The organism is Vibrio sp. QJM3NY_35, assembly GCF_057785915.1.
The window spans coordinates 971112-990639 of record NZ_CM173507.1; the positions used below are offsets into that span (position 1 = coordinate 971112).

Here is a 19528-nt window from a genome sequence, read left to right on the forward strand (position 1 = left end):
TTTGAGAGCGAATTAGCTCATCGGTTTGATCATTTTGGTTAGCTTTTCGGCGATCTTAGAAACGTCCTCGCCATCTTCACCTACGAGGATCAGACTGCTGTTATCGATAGGTGTTACCGAACCTGACATGCCTTTCTCATCAAAGTCGATCGATTTGTCAGTCGGAATCCCTGTTAAAAACAGCGTGACTTTGCCTTTTTCACCTTGGAAAACCATGTGCATTGCGTTGGACTTACCAAAGCCACAATGATTTAGGTAGTAAACGTGATAAGGAAACGCTTTATCAAACTGAAAAGCAAATGGATTCATCTTGGCATTGATCTGTTGTGATGTGACTTGTTCATCAATTCCACTGACGAAGCTCTTTTCATTAACCACATGTTTCATTGCCGTATCAGCCAAACTTGCTTGAGCTGGAGAGACTAACGCATTTCCCCAGTTAACTTGGCCAACGAGTAAACCTGCAACGAATGCAACTGAGGCTGCCATTGCCATCGCTCGTCGAGCAAAAGTAGGCCTTACTACTTTGCTTTCTTCGCTTGAGGTCTGATTGAACAGAATGCGATCAGCAAGATCGTCTGGCACATCCACGTTCATTGCTGAATGGATCTTCTTATCAAGCGATAGTACATCGTCTAAAAAGTTACTATTGGCTTCGCTATGTGCTGCCGCATCAATAATATCTTGTGTGCGTTGTTTAGGTTCCGACAATACACGACGACGAAATTCCAAATCATCCATTATGTTGCCCCCTCTCTGCCTCTTCTGTATCCAGCATCTCTTTCAACTGATTTCGAGCTCTGAATAAACGTGTCATCACCGTGTTTTTGTTGAGGTCGAGAATGTCTGCGATCTCATCACCACTAAACCCACCAATCACTTGCAAGAAAAGAGGTTCACGATAATCAATTTCAAGTTTCATGATCTGAGCTTGCAACCATAGATGTTGATGGTGTGGGTCATCACTGACACTAGCATCATTACCATGATCGTCGATATCAACCAGATCAAACTGCTTGCGTTCAAAACGTCGAGCGTTCTCGCGTCTCAAGATGGTAATCAGCCAAGACTTAGCGGCTTTTTCATCTTGTAGGCTATCGAGTGACTTCCATGCTCGAAGGCAAGTCTCTTGTACTAAATCCTCGGCAATGCTTTTGTCTTTACATAACCAATAGGCGTAGCGAAAGAGGTCACGATGATAGGCACGCACGAGTGCTTCGTATTTTCTTTGTTTGTCCATATCAGAGTTGACCGGACGCTTGGCTGTTTTCTTTCCAAACATTTTTATTATTGACACACGAGCCTCCATAATTGCTCTGCGTATAGCTGTCCTCTATACGTTGTGCTTCGTTTTTATATTTTTAGAGCTAACGATCATCGGCAGGAAATCGTAAAATCACATTAAAATTGATCTACTTCAAAATCTAAGGCCTCGAACCCGTTATAGTACACCTTGTCGTCTAGTTAGTCATTCGTGGCTAGCATGTTGAGCAAGACGACACTTCCTTTTGAAGGCTGACTTTACTTTCTCCTAATCAGGAAACTGATTATTTCAATTGGCGTTAAGTTAATTGCTTTATATACATTCCGACCACACAGCTTTGTGTGGTTTTTTTTTGCCTCAAGAAAACCATTCCCTACACAGCGATAACAGTCTTTGCTTACAATAGTTTAGTCTCTTACGACAACCTTTCCCCCCAAAAGGTTCGCCTGAATGCGCAGTTATATTTTCAAACAGTGAGATACTCGTATCACGTTTATTTAAACGCTCGTTTGATTTAATTAACAACTTCTTTACAATGCTTCAGGTCAGACCTCTTAACATTAAGGAGAAACCATGGGCAAACAGGAAGTCAAAACCCGTTCTGGAGAACGTGTTGCCGTTGTCGCTGGATTACGAACCCCATTCGCTCGTCAGAGCACAGAATTTAGTCAGGTGCCTGCAGTCGACCTAGGCAAAATGGTTGTGAGCGAAATGCTTGCAAGAACAGATGTCGATCCTGCGCTTATTGAACAAGTGGTGTTCGGCCAAGTAGTGCAAATGCCAGAAGCACCGAACATTGCACGTGAAATCGTGTTGGGTACTGGTATGGATATTAATACCGATGCGTACAGTGTGACACGAGCATGTGCGACCAGCTTCCAAGCGGCAGTTAACGTGACCGAGAGCATTATGGCTGGCACGATTGATGTCGGTATTGCAGGCGGTGCGGATTCTTCTTCTGTATTGCCAATCGGTGTTTCGAAAAAGTTAGCGGCAAACTTATTAGCGCTCAGCAAAACCAAAACAATGGGTCAAAAGCTTAAGATTCTTAAAACGCTTTCCGTTAAAGATCTTATGCCAGTACCACCGGCAGTCGCAGAATACTCGACAGGTTTATCCATGGGACAAACCGCAGAGCAGATGGCAAAAACTCATGGTATCACTCGTCTGGAACAAGATGCGCTCGCTCATCGATCTCACTCTCTGGCTTCTCAAGCATGGAAAGAAGGCAAGATTAAAGATGAAGTGATGACGGCATTCCCCGCGCCTTATAAAAAATACCTAGCGGAAGACAACAACGTTCGCCACGACTCAACGGTTGAAGGCTACGCTAAACTGCGCCCGGCATTCGATAGAAAGTACGGCAGTGTAACGGCAGCCAATGCAACACCTCTTACCGATGGCGGCGCTGCGGTGATGTTGATGCGCGAAGGTAAAGCGAAAGAGCTAGGCTTAGAAGTGCTTGGCTATATTCGTGGCTATGCATTCTCAGCGATTGGTGTTGAAACGGATATGTTGATGGGCCCGACGTACGCGACCTCTCAAGTATTAAAGAACACCGGTTTAGAGTTGTCAGACCTTACACTGATCGAAATGCACGAAGCATTTGCTGCCCAAGTTCTAGCGAATGTGAAAATGTTTGCGAGTGATGAGTTCGCACAGAAGAACCTTGGCCGCGATAAAGCGATCGGTGAGATTGATATGGATAAGTTCAACGTGCTTGGCAGTTCAATTGCTTACGGCCACCCGTTCGCAGCAACTGGTGCGCGTATGATGACTCAAACATTACGTGAATTAAAACGTCGCGGTGGCGGCTTAGCACTGAATACAGCATGTGCTGCTGGTGGTTTAGGTGCAGCAATGATCTTGGAGGTAGAATAATGTCTACGACTCTTGATGCAACAACAGAAAAAGAAGCAGTCACTAACGTGGATTCAACTCCAGTGACTGAAGCACCGAAAAAGAAAGCGACTGCATTCTCTCTTAACATCGATGACCAAGACATTGCTTGGCTAGCGATTGATGTACCAGGCGAGAAAATGAACACGCTACAAGCGGCTTTTGCTGAAGAGATGAAAGCGATCTTTGAGCAGTTAAAAGAGAAGCAAAGCCGCGTTAAAGGGCTAATTGTTCATTCTCTTAAGCCTGATAACTTTATTGCTGGCGCTGATGTTCGAATGCTTGATGCGTGTAAAACGGCTGACGAAGCACAGTCTCTGGCTCGCCAAGGGCAGGAGATGTTCCAAACTCTGTCTGAACTGCCGTACCCAGTGGTCGCAGCGATTCATGGCCCATGTTTAGGTGGTGGTTTAGAGCTCGCACTGGCGTGTGATTACCGTGTATGTACCGATTCAGATAAGACTCGTCTTGGTCTGCCAGAAGTACAGTTAGGTTTGTTACCAGGCTCTGGCGGTACACAGCGTCTGCCTCGCCTTATCGGTTTACTACCATCTCTCGACCTAATCCTAACGGGCAAGCAACTGCGCGTTAAGAAAGCGAAATCGCTTGGTGTTGTGGATGCTTGTGTACCTGAAACAATACTGCTTAAAGTCGCTAAAAGCTTTGTTGAAAAGAATACGGGCAGTAAAAAAGGTAAGCGTCTAGCATCGAAAAGCCAAGCGTCGACCAAAGAAAAGCTGATTTCACGTAACGGCCTTGGTCGTAAAGTGATTTTTGAACAAGCTTCTAAGAAGACAAATCAGAAAACACGCGGAAATTACCCAGCAGCAGATGCGATTCTAGATGTCATTCGTTATGGCCTTGAGAACGGCTTTGACAAAGGCCTTCAGTATGAAGCGAAGCGTTTCTCAGAACTGGTTATGACTTCTGAATCTAAAGCCCTTCGTTCGATTTTCTTTGCGACTACGGAAATGAAAAAAGAGCACGGCGCAGACGCAGAACCCAAAGCGGTTAAGCGTGTTGGTGTGCTGGGCGGTGGTCTTATGGGCGCAGGCATCAGCCATGTCAGTGTTGCTAAGGCGAAAGTGCCAGTTCGTATCAAAGACGTATCAAATGAAGGTGTGCTGAACGCGCTTAACTACAACTTCAAGTTGTTCGATAAGCAGCGTAAGCGTCGCATTCTGAGCAGGGCGGGCCTTGAAAGTAAGATGCTTCAGCTGTCTGGTGGTATCGACTTTACGAGTTTTAACCACACTGATGTTGTGATTGAAGCTGTGTTTGAAGACCTTGACCTTAAGCAGTCGATGGTTGCAGACATTGAAGAAAATGCGAAGCCAGACACTATCTTCGCGACGAATACGTCTTCACTGCCAATTCATAAGATTGCAGAGAAGGCGCAGCGACCAGAAAACGTTGTCGGTCTTCACTACTTCAGCCCAGCAGAGAAAATGCCGCTGGTTGAAGTTATTCCTCATGAAACAACGTCAGAAGAGACGATCTCGACGGTGGTTGCATTAGCGAAGAAGCAAGGTAAAACGCCGATTGTTGTGAAAGATACGGCTGGCTTCTACGTGAACCGTATTCTTGCTCCGTACATGAATGAAGCTGCGCATTTACTGCTAGCAAACGAGCCGATTGAAAAGCTCGACAGCACGTTATTAGACTTCGGTTTCCCGGTTGGCCCTATCACATTACTAGATGAGGTGGGTGTTGATATCGGAGCTAAGATCATTCCTATTTTAGTGAATGAGTTAGGCGATCGTTTCCAAGGTCCTGATGTGTTCGACATTCTTCTGAACGACAACCGCAAAGGCCGCAAGAGTGGTAAGGGTTTCTATACCTACAAAGGGAAGAAGAAGGAAGTCGATAAGTCAGTTTACAAGCTGCTTAAGCTGCAACCTGAACCTAAGTTAAGTGATAACGACATCGCAATGCGTTGTGTGTTACCTATGTTGAATGAAGCGGTTCGTTGTCTAGATGATGGCATTATCCGTAGCCCTCGTGATGGCGATATTGGTGCTATTTTTGGTATCGGTTTCCCGCCATTCTTAGGTGGTCCGTTCCGTTATATGGACCAAATTGGTATTAAGTCACTGGTTGAGATGATGAACGATTTTGCTGTGAAGTACGGTGATCGTTTCGCGCCATGTGATGGCCTACTGACACGTGCTGGTTTGGATGAGTCTTTTTACAAGTAACTCTCTCTAGAAGTAACTTTCTAGTACATTGATTATGAAGCCCGTATCAAACGATTGATGCGGGCTTTATTTTTTATGGGGACGTGCAAAAAGAAAGAGATTCCCGACTCAGTTGTTCCTTCTTGTCGGGAATGGGTAGTCATTGGTAGCACATAAGTTCCTTGGGGAGAATATCGACTCTGCTGTACCGTCATCTCCTAAAGCGACGAAGGAGCGTAATAGGAGATCTGCTTTTAAACTGCATCCAATAAAAAAGGTTGATGCTCGCACATCAACCTTCTGATTTTCTGTTAGGAATGACTAACCAAGTTCAGTATCTTTGGGCCGTAACTGAAACTCATCAATCGAGCCTATTTCCACACCTGCGGATAGCTTTTTTTCGCCCTGATGAGCATTACCATGTGCGTGCATAATCAGACGATTCGCTGTACGAGGTTTTAGCTGACTCACCACAAAACGCATCATGTCCGAACGAGTTAACCCCTTAAGGTCTTCCAATACACGCTCTCTTTGGTTGAACTCAAGATCCTTATTGCCTATTGCAACCCATAGGCGTTGAGCACGACCGCGCAAGGTGGTATCTGGCGTTGAGATCTGATTCCATAGGCCGCGTTTACTGCTGTGCCATTGGTAGTCATTTAGCTCTAACAACACCATATAAAAAGCATTGAGGAACTCATCTATTGAGGCTAACAAGTCAGCAGGGGCTGCATTAGGCGATTGCACGTACAACACAATACCTGGGTGTCGGTTGAGCGGCATATTGCCTGTGCCTACCATGTAACCTAGCTGTTGCTTGGTTCGTATCTCATGGAAAAAAGTAGCCGACATCAAATGGTTTGCCAGTGAATACAGCGCAATATTTTTAGGCGAAATATCTGGGCATTGATAATAAACCACGATTGCTGAATCATCTTGGTTACACGCCACTTCACGCTGGAAGCTGCCGTTTTCACCCAACATGATTAGCGGACGCAGTGACTCTTCGTAAGCCTGATCTTGAACACGCAGTGCATCTTTTAGCGTTTCAGCCATTTTGTGTGCATCGGCTTTTTTCCAGTCGCCATACACAAACATTTCAACATGAAGTTCCGCCAAAATAGCTTGAACAAAAGAAGAGAGTTCATCGACCTCTATCGTTTCCAATGCTTCAATCAACACGGAATAGGGCGGGTTATTTGGCTGAAGTATCCCAGTCATTGCATTAAACAGCTGCGATATAGGACGATCTTGCGATGCGTTATTCCAGTTTCTGAGCAGTTGATGCTTGATGGTTTCGAAGCGTGTTGGACTAAAGTTACGAGCTTGGAAATGTTCAAGGATCATATTGAGTAGCTGTGGCTGCTTTTCGCTAAACCCCGACAGAGTGAGTGTTACACCGCCTTGATGGGTATACATGTTGTAACCCATACCGGCAATTTCAGCCTGATAGGTATCTTTTTCAAGTGAATCCAAGAACATTTCTACACATAGGCGAGTTTTTACGATGTTTCTCGGGCTAGCAACCGAGTGTGGGCTGTCGATAGCAACATATACCACACCTTTAGGTACTCGAAATTGATGGTCTTGCAGATGCCATAACTTAAAGCCATCGAGATCTTCTAACAGTTGCGGGTATTTAGCGTCGCCTTCGAGCTCTGCCGGATCTAAGTCGTAGCAAATAAACGGATTTTTGCTTGGCAGCTCGAACTGCCAACCGGGGTTGATGCACATAAAGCATTGGGTTTGCTCTGAGCTAAAAGGTGTCACAGAGTAGGGCGTAAAGTACCATTTTGCTTCTCTGTCATACTCGAAACCTTGGGCAACAATGGTTGCGCGCATGTTGTCGACGGTTAAGTAGGGAAGCAAAGATCGCTGTAATTCGTCATCGAAATGCGACATTTTGTAATCGCCATACACCACGTCTTGTTCTTGGTAGTGCTGCATGTTGATCACCAGGTGACTCACTACATCAAGTGGTCTTGCTGGTTCTTGAAAGCGGAAAGCTGACTCTAAAACGGCACGCTTTTCTAGGTAACGCCACTCTTCAATACCTTGTTGCTCAATCAACTTGATGTATTGGAATACCGCTTGGATGATGTTATCGGTTTTGGTTAAACCTTCGATGGTCAATGAACAACTGACTGTGAAATCACGATAGTTACTGCCACTTGCGCCACCACCTGCTGAGAGAGAAGTAATCCAACCTTTCTCTTTCAACTGCATCATCAAACTGCCTTCCCCTTCATATCCTAAAAGGTGTGCAAAGAACGACAGTGGCTTAACGCCGTAGTGCTCGTCCATGCTTGGCATAGGGAAGGTTAAGATGAGTTTACGTACTTCTTTTATCGGCTCAACGTGCACTTGAACGCCGGTGCTTAATTCGCCAACAATCGGTACTTCAACCTTTTTTCCTTGCAGGTTGTGATTGGTAATCGAGCTAAAACGATCCTCAACCCAGCCTTGCATTTCATCTAAGGATTGATTGCCAGACAGCGTCAGTGTCATTAGGTCTGCAGAATATTGTTGCTGGTGGAACGATAAGATCTCTTGTCTAATCGTCTCGCCGTTTCTGTCGCCCAACGTATCGATATTACCGACAGAAAACTTCGAGAATGGGTGATTGTGGTTCACTAGTTCTTTGGTAACTTGGTACAAGCGTCGAGAATCGTCGTTGAGTTTCATCTTATATTCTGAATCAACGGCTTGGCGTTCTTTATCTAATGCTTCTTCGTTGAACAGGGGAGCAGTGAAAAATTGGCTGAAGCGATCGAGTGCGGTTTCAAACGCATTCAACTCAACGTCAAAAAAGAAGCAGGTGTGCTCTGTTCCCGTCCAAGCATTGTTGCTGCCGCCATGTTGGCTGATAAAACCTTGGAACTCTCCGACCTTTGGATACTTTTCAGTTCCCAAAAATAGCATATGCTCTAAGTAGTGAGCTAAACCCTCTCGGTCTGTAGGGTCATCAAAGTGCCCCACATTAACGGCTAATGCGGCTGCTGCTTTTTGAGCATTTTGGTCCTGAACTAACAGTACGCGTAACCCGTTATTTAAGGTTATGTAACGGTATTGATGTTCATCATTTGGGCTTAAGTGCACAGGAGCATCTCCAGAGAAGGTGGTTTTTAAATTATGTACCCGATGATTCGGCGTGCAAACCTTGTAATCATATTTTGGGATATGAAGTGCTTTTTGGCGATTTCTAAATCACTTTTATCGATTTTTATCAGTAATTTATTTTCTTTTAACAAGATTGTTAAGAAAGTCGAACTCTTTGGCAAGTGACTTGATATAATTATTTATATTGACTGCGGTTTCTCTGGATTGAGAGCCAAACCTAAGTAGCGTTTCGCTGATATATGGGATATATCGACTTTCGACATGTTACGAAGACAGGATTGAACATGAAAATATTCATTATGCGCCACGGTGAAGCAGAACATTTTGCGGATTCGGATGCAGAACGAGCGTTGACCAAGCGCGGGAAAATGGCTTCTCTTGCAGTGGCACAAGCTGCAAATGAGCAGGGGATTAGTCAATTCGATAAAGTGCTGGTGAGCCCATATTTAAGGGCACAAGAAACGTGGTTAGAGATCTCTCAGGCGTTTTCTGGAACGAAAGTAGAAACCTGTGATGACATTACGCCTTATGGAATGTCCGACGATGTGTTTGATTTGACCTTGGCAATGGCTGAAGTAGAAAAACTAGAGACCATTTTATTTGTTTCTCATTTACCTCTAGTTGGCTACTTAACCGCTGAGTTCGCGACAGGCATGGCACCACCAATGTTTCCGACTTCTGGATTAGCTTGTATCGAATTCGACCTTGAGACACAAAAGGGCGAGTTACTTTGGAATATTAATCCATAGACTAGACAAAGCTCGTTGGGCTCTTTTTTTACAAAAAAAAAGACAAAGTTGAAGACAAATAAAAAGGGCACCTCAATGCAATTGAGATGCCCTTTGTCATTTCTGAAACGCTGTTTGTACGAATCAATAACTGGCTAGTTAACTTTTGTTGAATAAACAGCAAACTAGAGGTTATTTATCGGGAATGGAAAGTAAAACCAGCAGCGCGCCGTTGCCGCCAAACTCTAATGGTGCTTGGTGAAAAGCCATTACATCTGGGTGCTGTGCTAACCACAAAGGCACCTTCTGTTTAAGGATGTGTTTACCGATACCGTGCTGAACACAGGCACACGCCACGCTCTCTTTCACGCAGTGCGCAATCATTGCGCCAAGCTCACGTTTGGCTTCTTGTTGAGTCATACCATGCATATCGAGATACACGTCAGGCACGTAGACACCACGACGTAGGCGCTTGACCTCATATTTAGAGACATCATCACGCGCATAGCGTGTTGGACCGTCTTCGCTAAGATGCGGAATGAACTCATCCGAGAAATAAAACTCGCTATCACTGGCTTGTCTTGCCGTTCGAGTAATTTCTTTTTGCTTGGCATTTCTTTTTGGCTGCTGGACTATGGTATCCTGTTGCAACTTTTTAACGCCCTTTACTGCATCGTTGAACAGGGCGAAATCGTCATCGAAGTCGGTGTCTTTTTTGCTCATCAGGTTATGAATTCTAATTAGAAACGTAATTAGCAGTATTGTAGCGCTTTTCGGAGACAATTTTGGATAAGATTTTTGTAGAAGAAGCGGTATCAGAACTACACACGCTTCAAGATGTGATTCGTTGGACTGTTAGCCGCTTTAACGCAGCGGGCCTATTTTATGGTCACGGCACTGATAACGCGTGGGATGAGGCAGTACAACTTATCTTACCTACTCTTTATCTGCCGATTGATGTTCCTTCGCATGTGATGAACTCTCGTCTAACGAGCAGCGAACGTCTACGTATTGTTGAGCGCGTAATCAAGCGTATTAATGATCGTACACCAACGGCTTACCTAACCAACAAAGCTTGGTTCTGTGGTCTTGAGTTCTTCGTTGATGAACGTGTTCTTGTGCCTCGTTCGCCAATTGGTGAGCTGATCGAAGCTCAATTCCAACCTTGGTTAACTGAAGAGCCAACTCGCATCATGGATATGTGTACGGGTAGTGGTTGTATCGCTATTGCTTGTGCTCACGCATTCCCTGACGCTGAAGTAGATGCGATTGATATCTCTACAGACGCATTGCAAGTTGCAGAGCAGAACGTTCAAGATCACGGCATGGAGCAGCAAGTGTTCCCAATCCGTTCAGATCTTTTCCGTGATTTGCCAAAAGAGAAATACAACCTGATCGTATCTAACCCACCTTACGTGGACGAAGAAGATATGAACAGCCTGCCAGATGAGTTTACTCACGAGCCAGAACTTGGCCTAGCAGCGGGTACAGACGGTCTGAAATTGGTTCGTCGCATCTTAGCTAATGCACCAGACTACCTAACTGACGACGGTATTCTTATCTGTGAAGTAGGTAACTCAATGGTTCATATGATGGATCAGTACCCAGAGATTCCATTCACTTGGATTGAATTCTCTAACGGTGGTCATGGCGTATTCATGATCACTCGTGAGCAGCTTGTTGCTTGCGCTGATGAGTTCTCTATCTACAAAGACTAGTTTGTAGCTATTAAGCGAATGATCCGGTCATCGGGCTGTAAGCTTAGAACCTGAAACTGAGTAAGACGTTCGATTTGAAACGTTTTTATTTAAACGTCATGCAGCAATGCATGGCGTTTTTTATTGCCTAGATTAAAGATTTTTGCATTTATATCGAAGAAGTTCAGCGCAATATTTAGTTGATTAATATGAGGGCTTATTACATATTGGTGTTTAATATTTAGTCGTTTTAGTGAGTTAAGGAGGATTCACGATGAGCTTTGATACATGGATTTATTATTTATTAGCGGTGCTGATCTTAACGGCATCACCTGGCCCAAGTTCTCTATTGTGCATGACCAAAGGTGTGCAATCTGGCTTTAAATTATCGATGTTTACCGCGTTGGGGAGCTTAACTGCGATTACTGGCATTTTAACCTTATCGTTTACCGGGCTAGGGGTAATTATTGCTTCGTCTGAAGTGGTATTTAATGTCATAAAATGGACAGGTGCGGCTTACCTTATCTTCCTCGGCTGGAAATCTCTGCGGTCTAGCCAACAAGATTATGACAAGTTACCGGATCAACAAGGCGGCTCTCGATCTGTCAAAGAAAGTGCTGCGCAGCATTACCTAAGTGGCTTTATTGTTGGCGCGAGTAACCCCAAAGCTATCCTGTTTTTTACCGCACTTTTCCCACAGTTTATTGATCCCTCAATTGCGCTCTTACCACAGTTTACCGTGTTTGCTTTGACCTTCGCAGTCATGGAATTTTCTTGGTTACTGGTGTACGCCTACTTGGGCGCGAAGTCGTCAAATTGGTTGTTTGCGAAAGGTCGAGCTAAGGTCTTTAATCGTGTCACTGGAGGTGTCTTTATTGGGGCTGGTGCACTGCTTTCGACGACCAGTCGAGCATAACTTTCTGTTTTATCAGAGAGGTGAATGATTACAGAATATTCTTGATGCTGTCATAAAATGTTAATATTAATGTGCTTGCTGCTTTTGGCGAAAAGCCGATATATTGTAGTTACACCATCACGTTCTCAAGGAGAGACATATGCAGCATCAAGAAATGATTCAACACAGTAACTTTGGCGTAATCAGTCGTACTTGGATTTTCTCTACCCTTTCTCTAGTGGGTATTCTTGCTCTAATGTAGTCAGCTTCATGGCTCTATATTTTTAGTTTTTATTATGAAATCACTTGTTAAAAAGTCTTCAAAGTCAGAACTCTTTCTCTTATAAATGTGGCTTTTCTCATCAGGCTAGCCACTTAATTTTTTCTTAGTCATCTTCTTCTAGCAAGCTTCTCCTAGTTGCCACTTTCTCGTTGTCACTTCTTGCCTTAAGTCACCACCTGCTTTCAGTGGACTGGTTTGTCACCTTATCTCTATAAACAAGCATCATTGCACTTCTGAAGTTGTTACGAAACTGTGATAATCTTAAGTTATCTTTTATCTACAGTGTATCTCTCATGTCTGTCTGGGATTCTATTTCATTTAACAATCGATTTACTGCATTACCTCGACTGTTCTATACCCCAATTCAACCTACACCGCTAAATAATGTTCAATGGCTCGCATGGAACCATAAGCTTGCGGATGAACTCGGCTTTCCGTCATTTGATGATGCTTCCGAGGAATTGCTTGAAACGTTATCTGGCAATGTTGAACCTGAGCAGTTTTCGCCTGTAGCAATGAAATACGCAGGCCACCAGTTTGGTTCTTATAACCCGGATTTAGGTGATGGAAGAGGGCTGTTATTAGCTCAAGTTGTCGCAAAAAGTGGTGAAACGTTCGATTTACACCTCAAAGGTGCAGGTAAAACGCCTTATTCTCGTATGGGTGATGGACGCGCTGTTATTCGATCAACGGTTCGTGAGTACTTATGTAGCGAAGCGATGGCTGGGCTCAATATCCCAACCACACGTGCATTAGCCATGATGACCAGTGACACGCCAGTTTATCGTGAGAAACAAGAGTGGGGCGCATTATTGGTGCGTGCTGCAGAATCTCACATTCGATTTGGTCACTTTGAACATCTGTTTTATACCAATCAGTTGGCAGAACATAAATTACTGGCTGATAAAGTGATTGAATGGCACTTCCCAGAATGCCTCGATGAAGAGAAGCCCTACGCTGCCATGTTTAATGAGATTGTCGATCGCACTGCGGAAATGGTCGCGTTGTGGCAAGCCAATGGTTTTGCTCATGGTGTGATGAACACCGATAACATGTCGATCATTGGGCAAACTTTCGATTATGGTCCGTTCGCGTTTCTTGATGAATATGACCCTCGTTTGATCTGTAACCATTCGGATTACCAAGGTCGTTATGCCTTTAATCAACAGCCTAGAATTGGATTATGGAATCTATCTGCACTGGCTCACTCACTTTCTCCGCTGGTGGATAAGGCCGACTTAGAGGCCGCTTTAGAGCAGTACGAACCGCAAATGAACGGTTATTTCAGTCAGATGATGCGTCGTAAATTGGGGCTGCTTTCGAAACAAGAAGGCGACAGTCGTTTGTTCGAATCTATGTTCGAGCTGATGTCACAAAGCAAAGTCGACTACCCAAGGTTTTTTCGAACGTTGTCGAACCTAGACACTTTGCCTGCGCAAAAAGTGATTGATTTGGTTCTCGACCGAGATGCAGCAAAACTGTGGCTAGATAACTACTTACAACGCTGTGAACTGGAAGAGAGCTCAGTGGCAGAGCGCTGCGAAAAGATGAGACAAGTAAACCCTAAATACATCCTTAGAAACTACCTAGCTCAGCTTGCGATAGATAAAGCGGAACGCGGTGATAGCAGTGATATTGAAGCATTAATGGTGGTACTGGCTGACCCATACGCAGAACACCCTGACTACGAACACCTTGCTGCGTTGCCTCCTGAGTGGGGTAAAGCGATGGAAATCAGCTGTTCCTCTTAACCTTCGATGATTCTTTGAGTCGCTAAGTACAGGTAGAGGTCACTAAGATGTGATCTTTATCTGTTCGTTCTTCTAACTTTACAAACATGTCAATAATCAAATAATCGGCCAGCCTATACACTATGTGAATAAGTTGTAAATTTAATAGGTTTGGGCGATGCCAACAAATACTCGAATTCTCGTGGTGGATGATGATCAAGAAATCCGCGAGCTGCTGGAAGAGTACCTAACAAAATCTGGTTTCGATGTGTCTTCTGTGGGAGACGGTGTTGAACTAGAGACCCACCTGCAAAACCAAGGTTATCCCGATCTGATTCTGCTTGATGTGATGCTACCCGGTGATGATGGTTTTACCTTGTGCCAACGAGTACGTAAGCAATCGAATGTGCCTATCATCATGCTGACTGCAGTCTCGGATGAAACCGACCAGATCATCGGCTTAGAAATTGGTGCCGATGACTACATCGCCAAGCCTTTTAGCCCTCGTCAGTTAATGGCTCGAATCAAAGCGTTATTAAGACGTGTTCAAGTGGTGGATGACAAGCCGAGTGATGCACTACCAAAGCAGATTATTTTTGGTGATTGGACGCTTGATACCCTAGCGCATCGGATCTCCCATAATGAAAACGCAGAAGAGATGGACTTGTCGGGCAGTGACTTTTCTTTATTAATGCTGTTATTAACTCGTCCTAACGAAGTTCTCGACCGAGATACTATCTCTTTCGCAACCAGAGGCCGAGAAGCGCTGCCTTTTGAACGTGGCATTGACGTGCAGCTTAGTCGCCTGAGAAGCCGATTGGGCGACAGCGGTAAATATCCTCATTACATCAAAACTATGCGCGGCAATGGCTATATTCTCGCTGTGCCTGTTCAGTATGAACACTGATAATTAAGTGCTGTTAATGAACACCTTGCCAATGAAGTATTTCCTATGAACTGGCTGAGCCGGTTAAAGCCAAACTCCTTGGTAGCAAGAACCTTGTTGCTGACCTTGTTAGCCGTGGTGATAGCTCAGGGGATCGCAACGTCTATTTGGTATAGCGAATCCAAACACAAAGAGTTGGAAGGGATTCGTTCTGCCTCCGAAAGCATGGCGAACATGTTTGCCTCGACGGTGACTTTCTTTCAGTCTCTACCCGTCAAATATCGTCATATCGTATTAGATCAGATCCGCAATATGGGCGGTACGCGCTTCTTTGTTTCTTTCAATAAAGAGGCTTTGATTGTCGAACCGATCCCTGATACCCGTTTAAAAACCGCCTCGATTGAAGCGATAGAAAGTGTTTTGAGTAGCAAGCTCAATAAAGTGGAATCAGTTCGTGTTGATTTCTCTCGCCCTGAACATCTTCGTTTGCTTAAAAATGACATCTACTTGAGCGATCTCCCGCGATCGTGGGCACATCACACATTAACCTTAGAGCCTCTTAATCCTCCTATTCTGGTTGTTCAGATAGAACTAGCCAGTCATGAATGGGTGTATATCGCCGCGTTGTTACCAGCGCCCTACGTCAAACTCGACGATACGATTCTTGGTAGAGAACAGGTGATTTTCTTGGTTTCCTCAACGCTTATTTTGCTGGTTTTAACTTACTTGATGATTCGTCGCCAAGTACGCCCTCTTAAAAAATTAGCAAGAGCGGCCAATGAGATGAGTATGGATATTCAGCAGCCACCACTTAATGAAGAAGGGGCAACGGAGCTGGTGACGGCGACCCGAGCCTTCAATCGCATGCAGCAACGAATTCGTCGCTATGTTGCCGACCGTGAGCACCTTTTCTCGGCAATCTCCCATGACTTAAAGACACCAATAACACGGCTTAGATTGCGTGCAGAGTTGTTGGAGAGTGAAGTAAAGAAAGACAAATTCAACAAAGATCTCGATGAGCTTGAGATGATGGTTAAAGGTGCTCTTCAGGCCGTAAGAGATACTGACTTACACGAGAACAATACCATTATTGACCTCAATGAAATGGTGCTTGCTGTGATTGAATCTCATAACCAGTACCAAACGAAGGTTGAATTCGAGCCGGTCGTCATTGAGCCATTGGTCGCGAAGCCACTGGCGATAAAGCGTGTACTGACCAACCTAATCGACAACGCGGTTAAGTATGGTTCCTCAGCAGTTGTTGAAATCAGCGGTGATGATCTTTGGGTGGTCGTGACCATTCAAGACAGCGGAAATGGCATTCCAGAAGATAAGCTCGAGCTGGTTTTTGAACCTTACTTTAGGTTAGCAACGGATGATCAAGGACATGGTCTTGGCCTCGGGATCTGCCGAAATATCCTGCATGGACACGGCGGAGATCTCATTATTCACAACTCATCTCAAGGTGGCTTAGAAGCCAAAGTCTATATCCCAACAGGCCTAGAAGTGTAACGTAACAATTATGTTACATAGGACTTACCTTTTGTTTCAATCCTAAAAATCAAAATAAGTAGACTCTTTATTGAACCGGACGTCGAGTCCGCTAAAACATGGAAGATAATAATGAAAATCAATAAAACCCTACTTACTCTATCTCTTCTTGCTGCCTCAACATTTTCTCAAGCTGGTGAAGTGGAAGTACTTCACTGGTGGACTGCCGGTGGCGAGGCGAAATCCGCAGCGGTACTGAAAGAGATGATTGAAGAACAAGGTCATACTTGGAAAGATTTCGCTGTTGCTGGTGGCGGCGGTGAAAGTGCGATGACTGTTTTGAAAACTCGAGCAGTGTCGGGCAATCCTCCATCTGCCGCGCAGATCAAAGGTCATGATATTCAAGAGTGGGGTGGTTTAGGTTTTCTAACGTCTCTCGATGCAACGGCGAAACAAGAAAAATGGGATGAGCTACTGCCAGAAGTTGTCACTAAAGTGATGAAGTGGGATGGCGAATATGTCGCAGTTCCTGTCAACGTTCACCGTGTTAACTGGCTTTGGGCGAACCCTGTTGTTTTAGAAAAATCAGGTGTGACGGTTCCAACGACATTAGATGAGTTCTTTGTTGCCGCAGACAAGATTAAAGCGGCTGGCTTCATTCCACTGGCTCACGGTGGTCAACCTTGGCAAGACGCGACAGTCTTCGAAGCAGTGGCACTTGATGTGCTAGGCAGTGAAGACTACAACAAAGCGTTTGTTGATCTGGATATGGACGTGTTATCTGGCGACAAAATGGTGAAAGTGTTCACCACGTTCAAAAAGATGCGTGACTACATCGACAGCAACTCTCCAGGTCGTGATTGGAACGTAGCAACGTCAATGGTTATCAATGGTGAAGCCGCGATGCAAATCATGGGTGACTGGGCTAAAGGCGAATTTACTGCAGCAGGCAAAGTGCCGGGTAAAGATTACATCTGTGCACCAGCTCCAGGTACTGACGGTCAATTCACTTTCAATATCGATAGCTTTGCGTTCTTTGAGTTAAGTGACAAAGAGAACCAAAAAGCGCAGCAAGACCTAGCGAAAACCATTCTTACCATAGATTTCCAAGAAGTCTTCAATCTGAATAAAGGTTCTATCCCTGTACGTCTAGATATGGACATGTCTAAGTTTGACCAATGTGCATTGGATTCAATGGCTACCTTCAAAGCGAGTGCTGAATCGGGCGATCTTGTTCCGAGTATGGCTCACGGCCTAGCGACAACAAGCTACGCTCAAGGCGCTATCTATGACGTGGTGACCAACTTCTTCAACGAGAAAGATGCCGATCCTAAACAAGCCGCTGCCAAGTTAGCTAAAGCAGTGAAAGCCGCTATCTAATCTAACTTGATAAGCAACATACAACGCACGTGAGTGACGGGTTGTGTTGCTTTACAAACCCCCAGGGTGGGTAGGCTCGTAGGGAGCCTATCTACTCTTTACTCCCAATTCTGATATGCGTGATGCTGATGTGGTGCCGAAAGGTAAGCCATTGGCTCGATTGTGCAACAAGGATAAGTTATGGAGCATGTTTTGACTGAGTCGACTCCAAAACCCACAAGGAGCCAGCCTGCACCGAAACCGAGTTTTGCTGACAGGTTGCAACATTGGTTACCTAAAATAGTACTGGCGCCCACCGCGTTAGTGACCGTAGTGTGTATCTACGGCTACATTTTTTGGACGGCAGCGTTGTCTTTCACCAACTCTCGATTTCTGCCGAGCTTTAACTTCGTTGGTTTAACCCAATATGAAAAGCTGATGGATAACGATCGCTGGATCACCTCAATCACCAACCTCGGTGTGTTTGGTTTTCTATTTATGGCGATTGCCATCTTACTTGGTGTTGGTTTAGCGGTATTGCTTGACCAGAATATCCGTCAAGAAGGGGCGATTCGTACCATCTATCTCTACCCAATGGCGCTGTCATTCATTGTGACGGGTACGGCGTGGAAATGGATTCTTAATCCGGGTCTTGGCATTGAAAAGCTGATGCAAGATTGGGGATTTACTGACTTCAAATTTGATTGGCTAGTCGACTCTGAAATGTCGGTGTATACCTTGGTTATCGCGGCACTTTGGCAGTCTTCAGGGTTTGTGATGGCAATGTTCTTAGCAGGGCTACGCGGTATTGATTCATCAATCATAAAAGCGGCGCAAATTGATGGGGCAAGCTTACCTACTATCTATCTCAAAATCATTCTGCCTTGCTTACGCTCAGTGGTTTTCAGCGCGGTGATCATCACGTCACACATTGCGATTAAGAGCTTCGACCTTGTGACCGCAATGACAGCGGGTGGCCCGGGCTATTCATCGGATCTTCCTGCGCTATTCATGTATGCACACTCCTTTACTCGTGGACAAATCGGCCTTGGTGCCGCCAGTGCCATGATGATGCTTGCCGGTATCTTAGCGATTCTCGTGCCTTATCTTTACTCTGAACTTAGGGAGAAAAAGTCATGATGAATAACATCAATTTTGCACGAATCTTTATCTATTCAGCACTGCTTTTCTTCTGTTTAGTGTATCTAATGCCATTGTTCGTGATGGTGCTGACCTCATTCAAAACTCTGCCTGATATCAAGGCGGGTAACTTGATGAGCTTGCCGAAAGAGTGGGTGTTCGATGCTTGGTATAAAGCGTGGGACACCGCTTGTACGGGCGTGAAATGTGAAGGCATCAAAGGCTACTTCTGGAACTCATTCCAAATGGTGATTCCTGCGGTTGCGATTTCAACATTGCTTGGGGCATTCAATGGTTATGTGGTGACGAAATGGCAATTTAGAGGTTCAAACCTGTTCTTTAGTTTGTTGCTTTTTGGCTGCTTCATTCCGTTCCAAGTGGTACTACTGCCAATGGCAACCATGCTTGGCAAGATGGGTTTAGCGAACACTACGATTGGCTTGGTGATTGTGCACGTTATCTACGGCATGGCATTTACCACACTGTTTTTCCGTAACTTCTATATCTCGATTCCTGATGAATTGATCAAGGCGGCAAAGCTCGATGGTGCTGGCTTCTTTACCATCTTCTTCAAGATCTTATTACCGATCTCAACGCCGATCATCATGGTGACGGTGATCTGGCAGTTCACCGCAATCTGGAATGATTTCTTGTTCGGAGTGGTCTACTCCGGCTCAGAAACTCAGCCGATCACAGTGGCATTAAACAACTTAGTCAACACCAGTACGGGCGTTAAAGAATACAACGTCGACATGGCTGCCGCGATCATCGCCGCACTGCCAACGCTGTTGGTGTATGTCTTCGCAGGAAAATATTTTGTTCGTGGCCTAACGGCAGGATCAGTGAAAGGATAATTACT

15 protein-coding genes are annotated in these 19528 nt (G+C 44.9%); 11 read left to right on the top strand and 4 right to left on the bottom strand.

All coding sequences use genetic code 11. The features are described 5' to 3' along the window. Positions 1–12 precede the first annotated feature (12 nt). Positions 13–741, bottom strand: a complete 729-nt coding sequence (locus tag AC3CH3_RS04455) for a DUF3379 domain-containing protein (protein ID WP_102351304.1) — start codon at positions 739–741, stop codon at positions 13–15. Further along, positions 734–1282, bottom strand: a complete 549-nt coding sequence (locus AC3CH3_RS04460; protein ID WP_004736042.1) for a sigma-70 family RNA polymerase sigma factor — start codon at positions 1280–1282, stop codon at positions 734–736. The genes AC3CH3_RS04455 and AC3CH3_RS04460 overlap by 8 nt, the downstream gene beginning before the upstream one ends. A gap of 555 nt (positions 1283–1837) precedes the next feature. Between AC3CH3_RS04460 and fadI the strand changes: the two genes are divergently transcribed. Next, positions 1838–3145, top strand: coding sequence for an acetyl-CoA C-acyltransferase FadI (gene fadI, locus AC3CH3_RS04465; RefSeq protein WP_488537808.1), 1308 nt, complete (start codon positions 1838–1840; stop codon positions 3143–3145). Further along, positions 3145–5361 (top strand): fatty acid oxidation complex subunit alpha FadJ, encoded by a 2217-nt coding sequence (gene fadJ / locus AC3CH3_RS04470; RefSeq protein WP_488537809.1) that lies wholly within the window; start codon positions 3145–3147, stop codon positions 5359–5361. The genes fadI and fadJ overlap by 1 nt, the downstream gene beginning before the upstream one ends. Positions 5362–5661: 300 nt before the next feature. Here fadJ and AC3CH3_RS04475 read toward each other — a convergent pair whose 3' ends face one another. Beyond that, on the bottom strand, positions 5662–8439 hold the full coding sequence (locus tag AC3CH3_RS04475) for an insulinase family protein (protein ID WP_488537810.1): 2778 nt from the start codon (positions 8437–8439) through the stop codon (positions 5662–5664). 305 nt (positions 8440–8744) lie between these two features. Between AC3CH3_RS04475 and sixA the strand changes: the two genes are divergently transcribed. Next, the gene (sixA, locus tag AC3CH3_RS04480; protein WP_488537811.1) at positions 8745–9209 is read left to right on the top strand and encodes a phosphohistidine phosphatase SixA; all 465 of its coding nucleotides are present in this window, start codon (positions 8745–8747) and stop codon (positions 9207–9209) included. Between the two features lie 171 nt (positions 9210–9380). Here the strand turns inward: sixA and smrB are convergent, their stop codons facing one another. After that, positions 9381–9911: an endonuclease SmrB gene (smrB, locus tag AC3CH3_RS04485; RefSeq protein ID WP_488537812.1), complete on the bottom strand. Its 531-nt coding sequence runs from the start codon at positions 9909–9911 to the stop codon at positions 9381–9383. A 62-nt stretch (positions 9912–9973) separates the two neighbouring features. On the opposite strand from smrB, the gene prmB reads away from it, so the two are divergent. From prmB to AC3CH3_RS04525, 8 genes are all read left to right on the top strand, one after another. Continuing rightward, positions 9974–10906: a 50S ribosomal protein L3 N(5)-glutamine methyltransferase gene (prmB, locus tag AC3CH3_RS04490; protein ID WP_017060640.1), complete on the top strand. Its 933-nt coding sequence runs from the start codon at positions 9974–9976 to the stop codon at positions 10904–10906. 253 nt (positions 10907–11159) lie between these two features. Further along, positions 11160–11801: a LysE family translocator gene (locus AC3CH3_RS04495; RefSeq protein WP_488537813.1), complete on the top strand. Its 642-nt coding sequence runs from the start codon at positions 11160–11162 to the stop codon at positions 11799–11801. A 555-nt stretch (positions 11802–12356) separates the two neighbouring features. Continuing rightward, complete coding sequence (locus tag AC3CH3_RS04500; protein WP_019824820.1) at positions 12357–13814, top strand: protein adenylyltransferase SelO; 1458 nt, start codon at positions 12357–12359, stop codon at positions 13812–13814. Between the two features lie 157 nt (positions 13815–13971). Further along, positions 13972–14700, top strand: a complete 729-nt coding sequence (locus AC3CH3_RS04505; protein ID WP_488537814.1) for a response regulator — start codon at positions 13972–13974, stop codon at positions 14698–14700. Between the two features lie 45 nt (positions 14701–14745). Then, positions 14746–16191, top strand: a complete 1446-nt coding sequence (locus tag AC3CH3_RS04510) for an ATP-binding protein (RefSeq protein WP_488537815.1) — start codon at positions 14746–14748, stop codon at positions 16189–16191. Between the two features lie 111 nt (positions 16192–16302). After that, positions 16303–17550 (top strand): ABC transporter substrate-binding protein, encoded by a 1248-nt coding sequence (locus tag AC3CH3_RS04515; RefSeq protein WP_488537816.1) that lies wholly within the window; start codon positions 16303–16305, stop codon positions 17548–17550. 180 nt (positions 17551–17730) lie between these two features. Next, a complete protein-coding gene (locus AC3CH3_RS04520) occupies positions 17731–18669 on the top strand; it encodes a carbohydrate ABC transporter permease (protein ID WP_488537817.1) in 939 nt (312 codons plus the stop codon). Next, positions 18666–19523, top strand: a complete 858-nt coding sequence (locus AC3CH3_RS04525; RefSeq protein WP_048613124.1) for a carbohydrate ABC transporter permease — start codon at positions 18666–18668, stop codon at positions 19521–19523. Before AC3CH3_RS04520 ends, AC3CH3_RS04525 begins: the two co-directional genes overlap by 4 nt. The last annotated feature ends 5 nt before the right edge of the window (positions 19524–19528 follow it).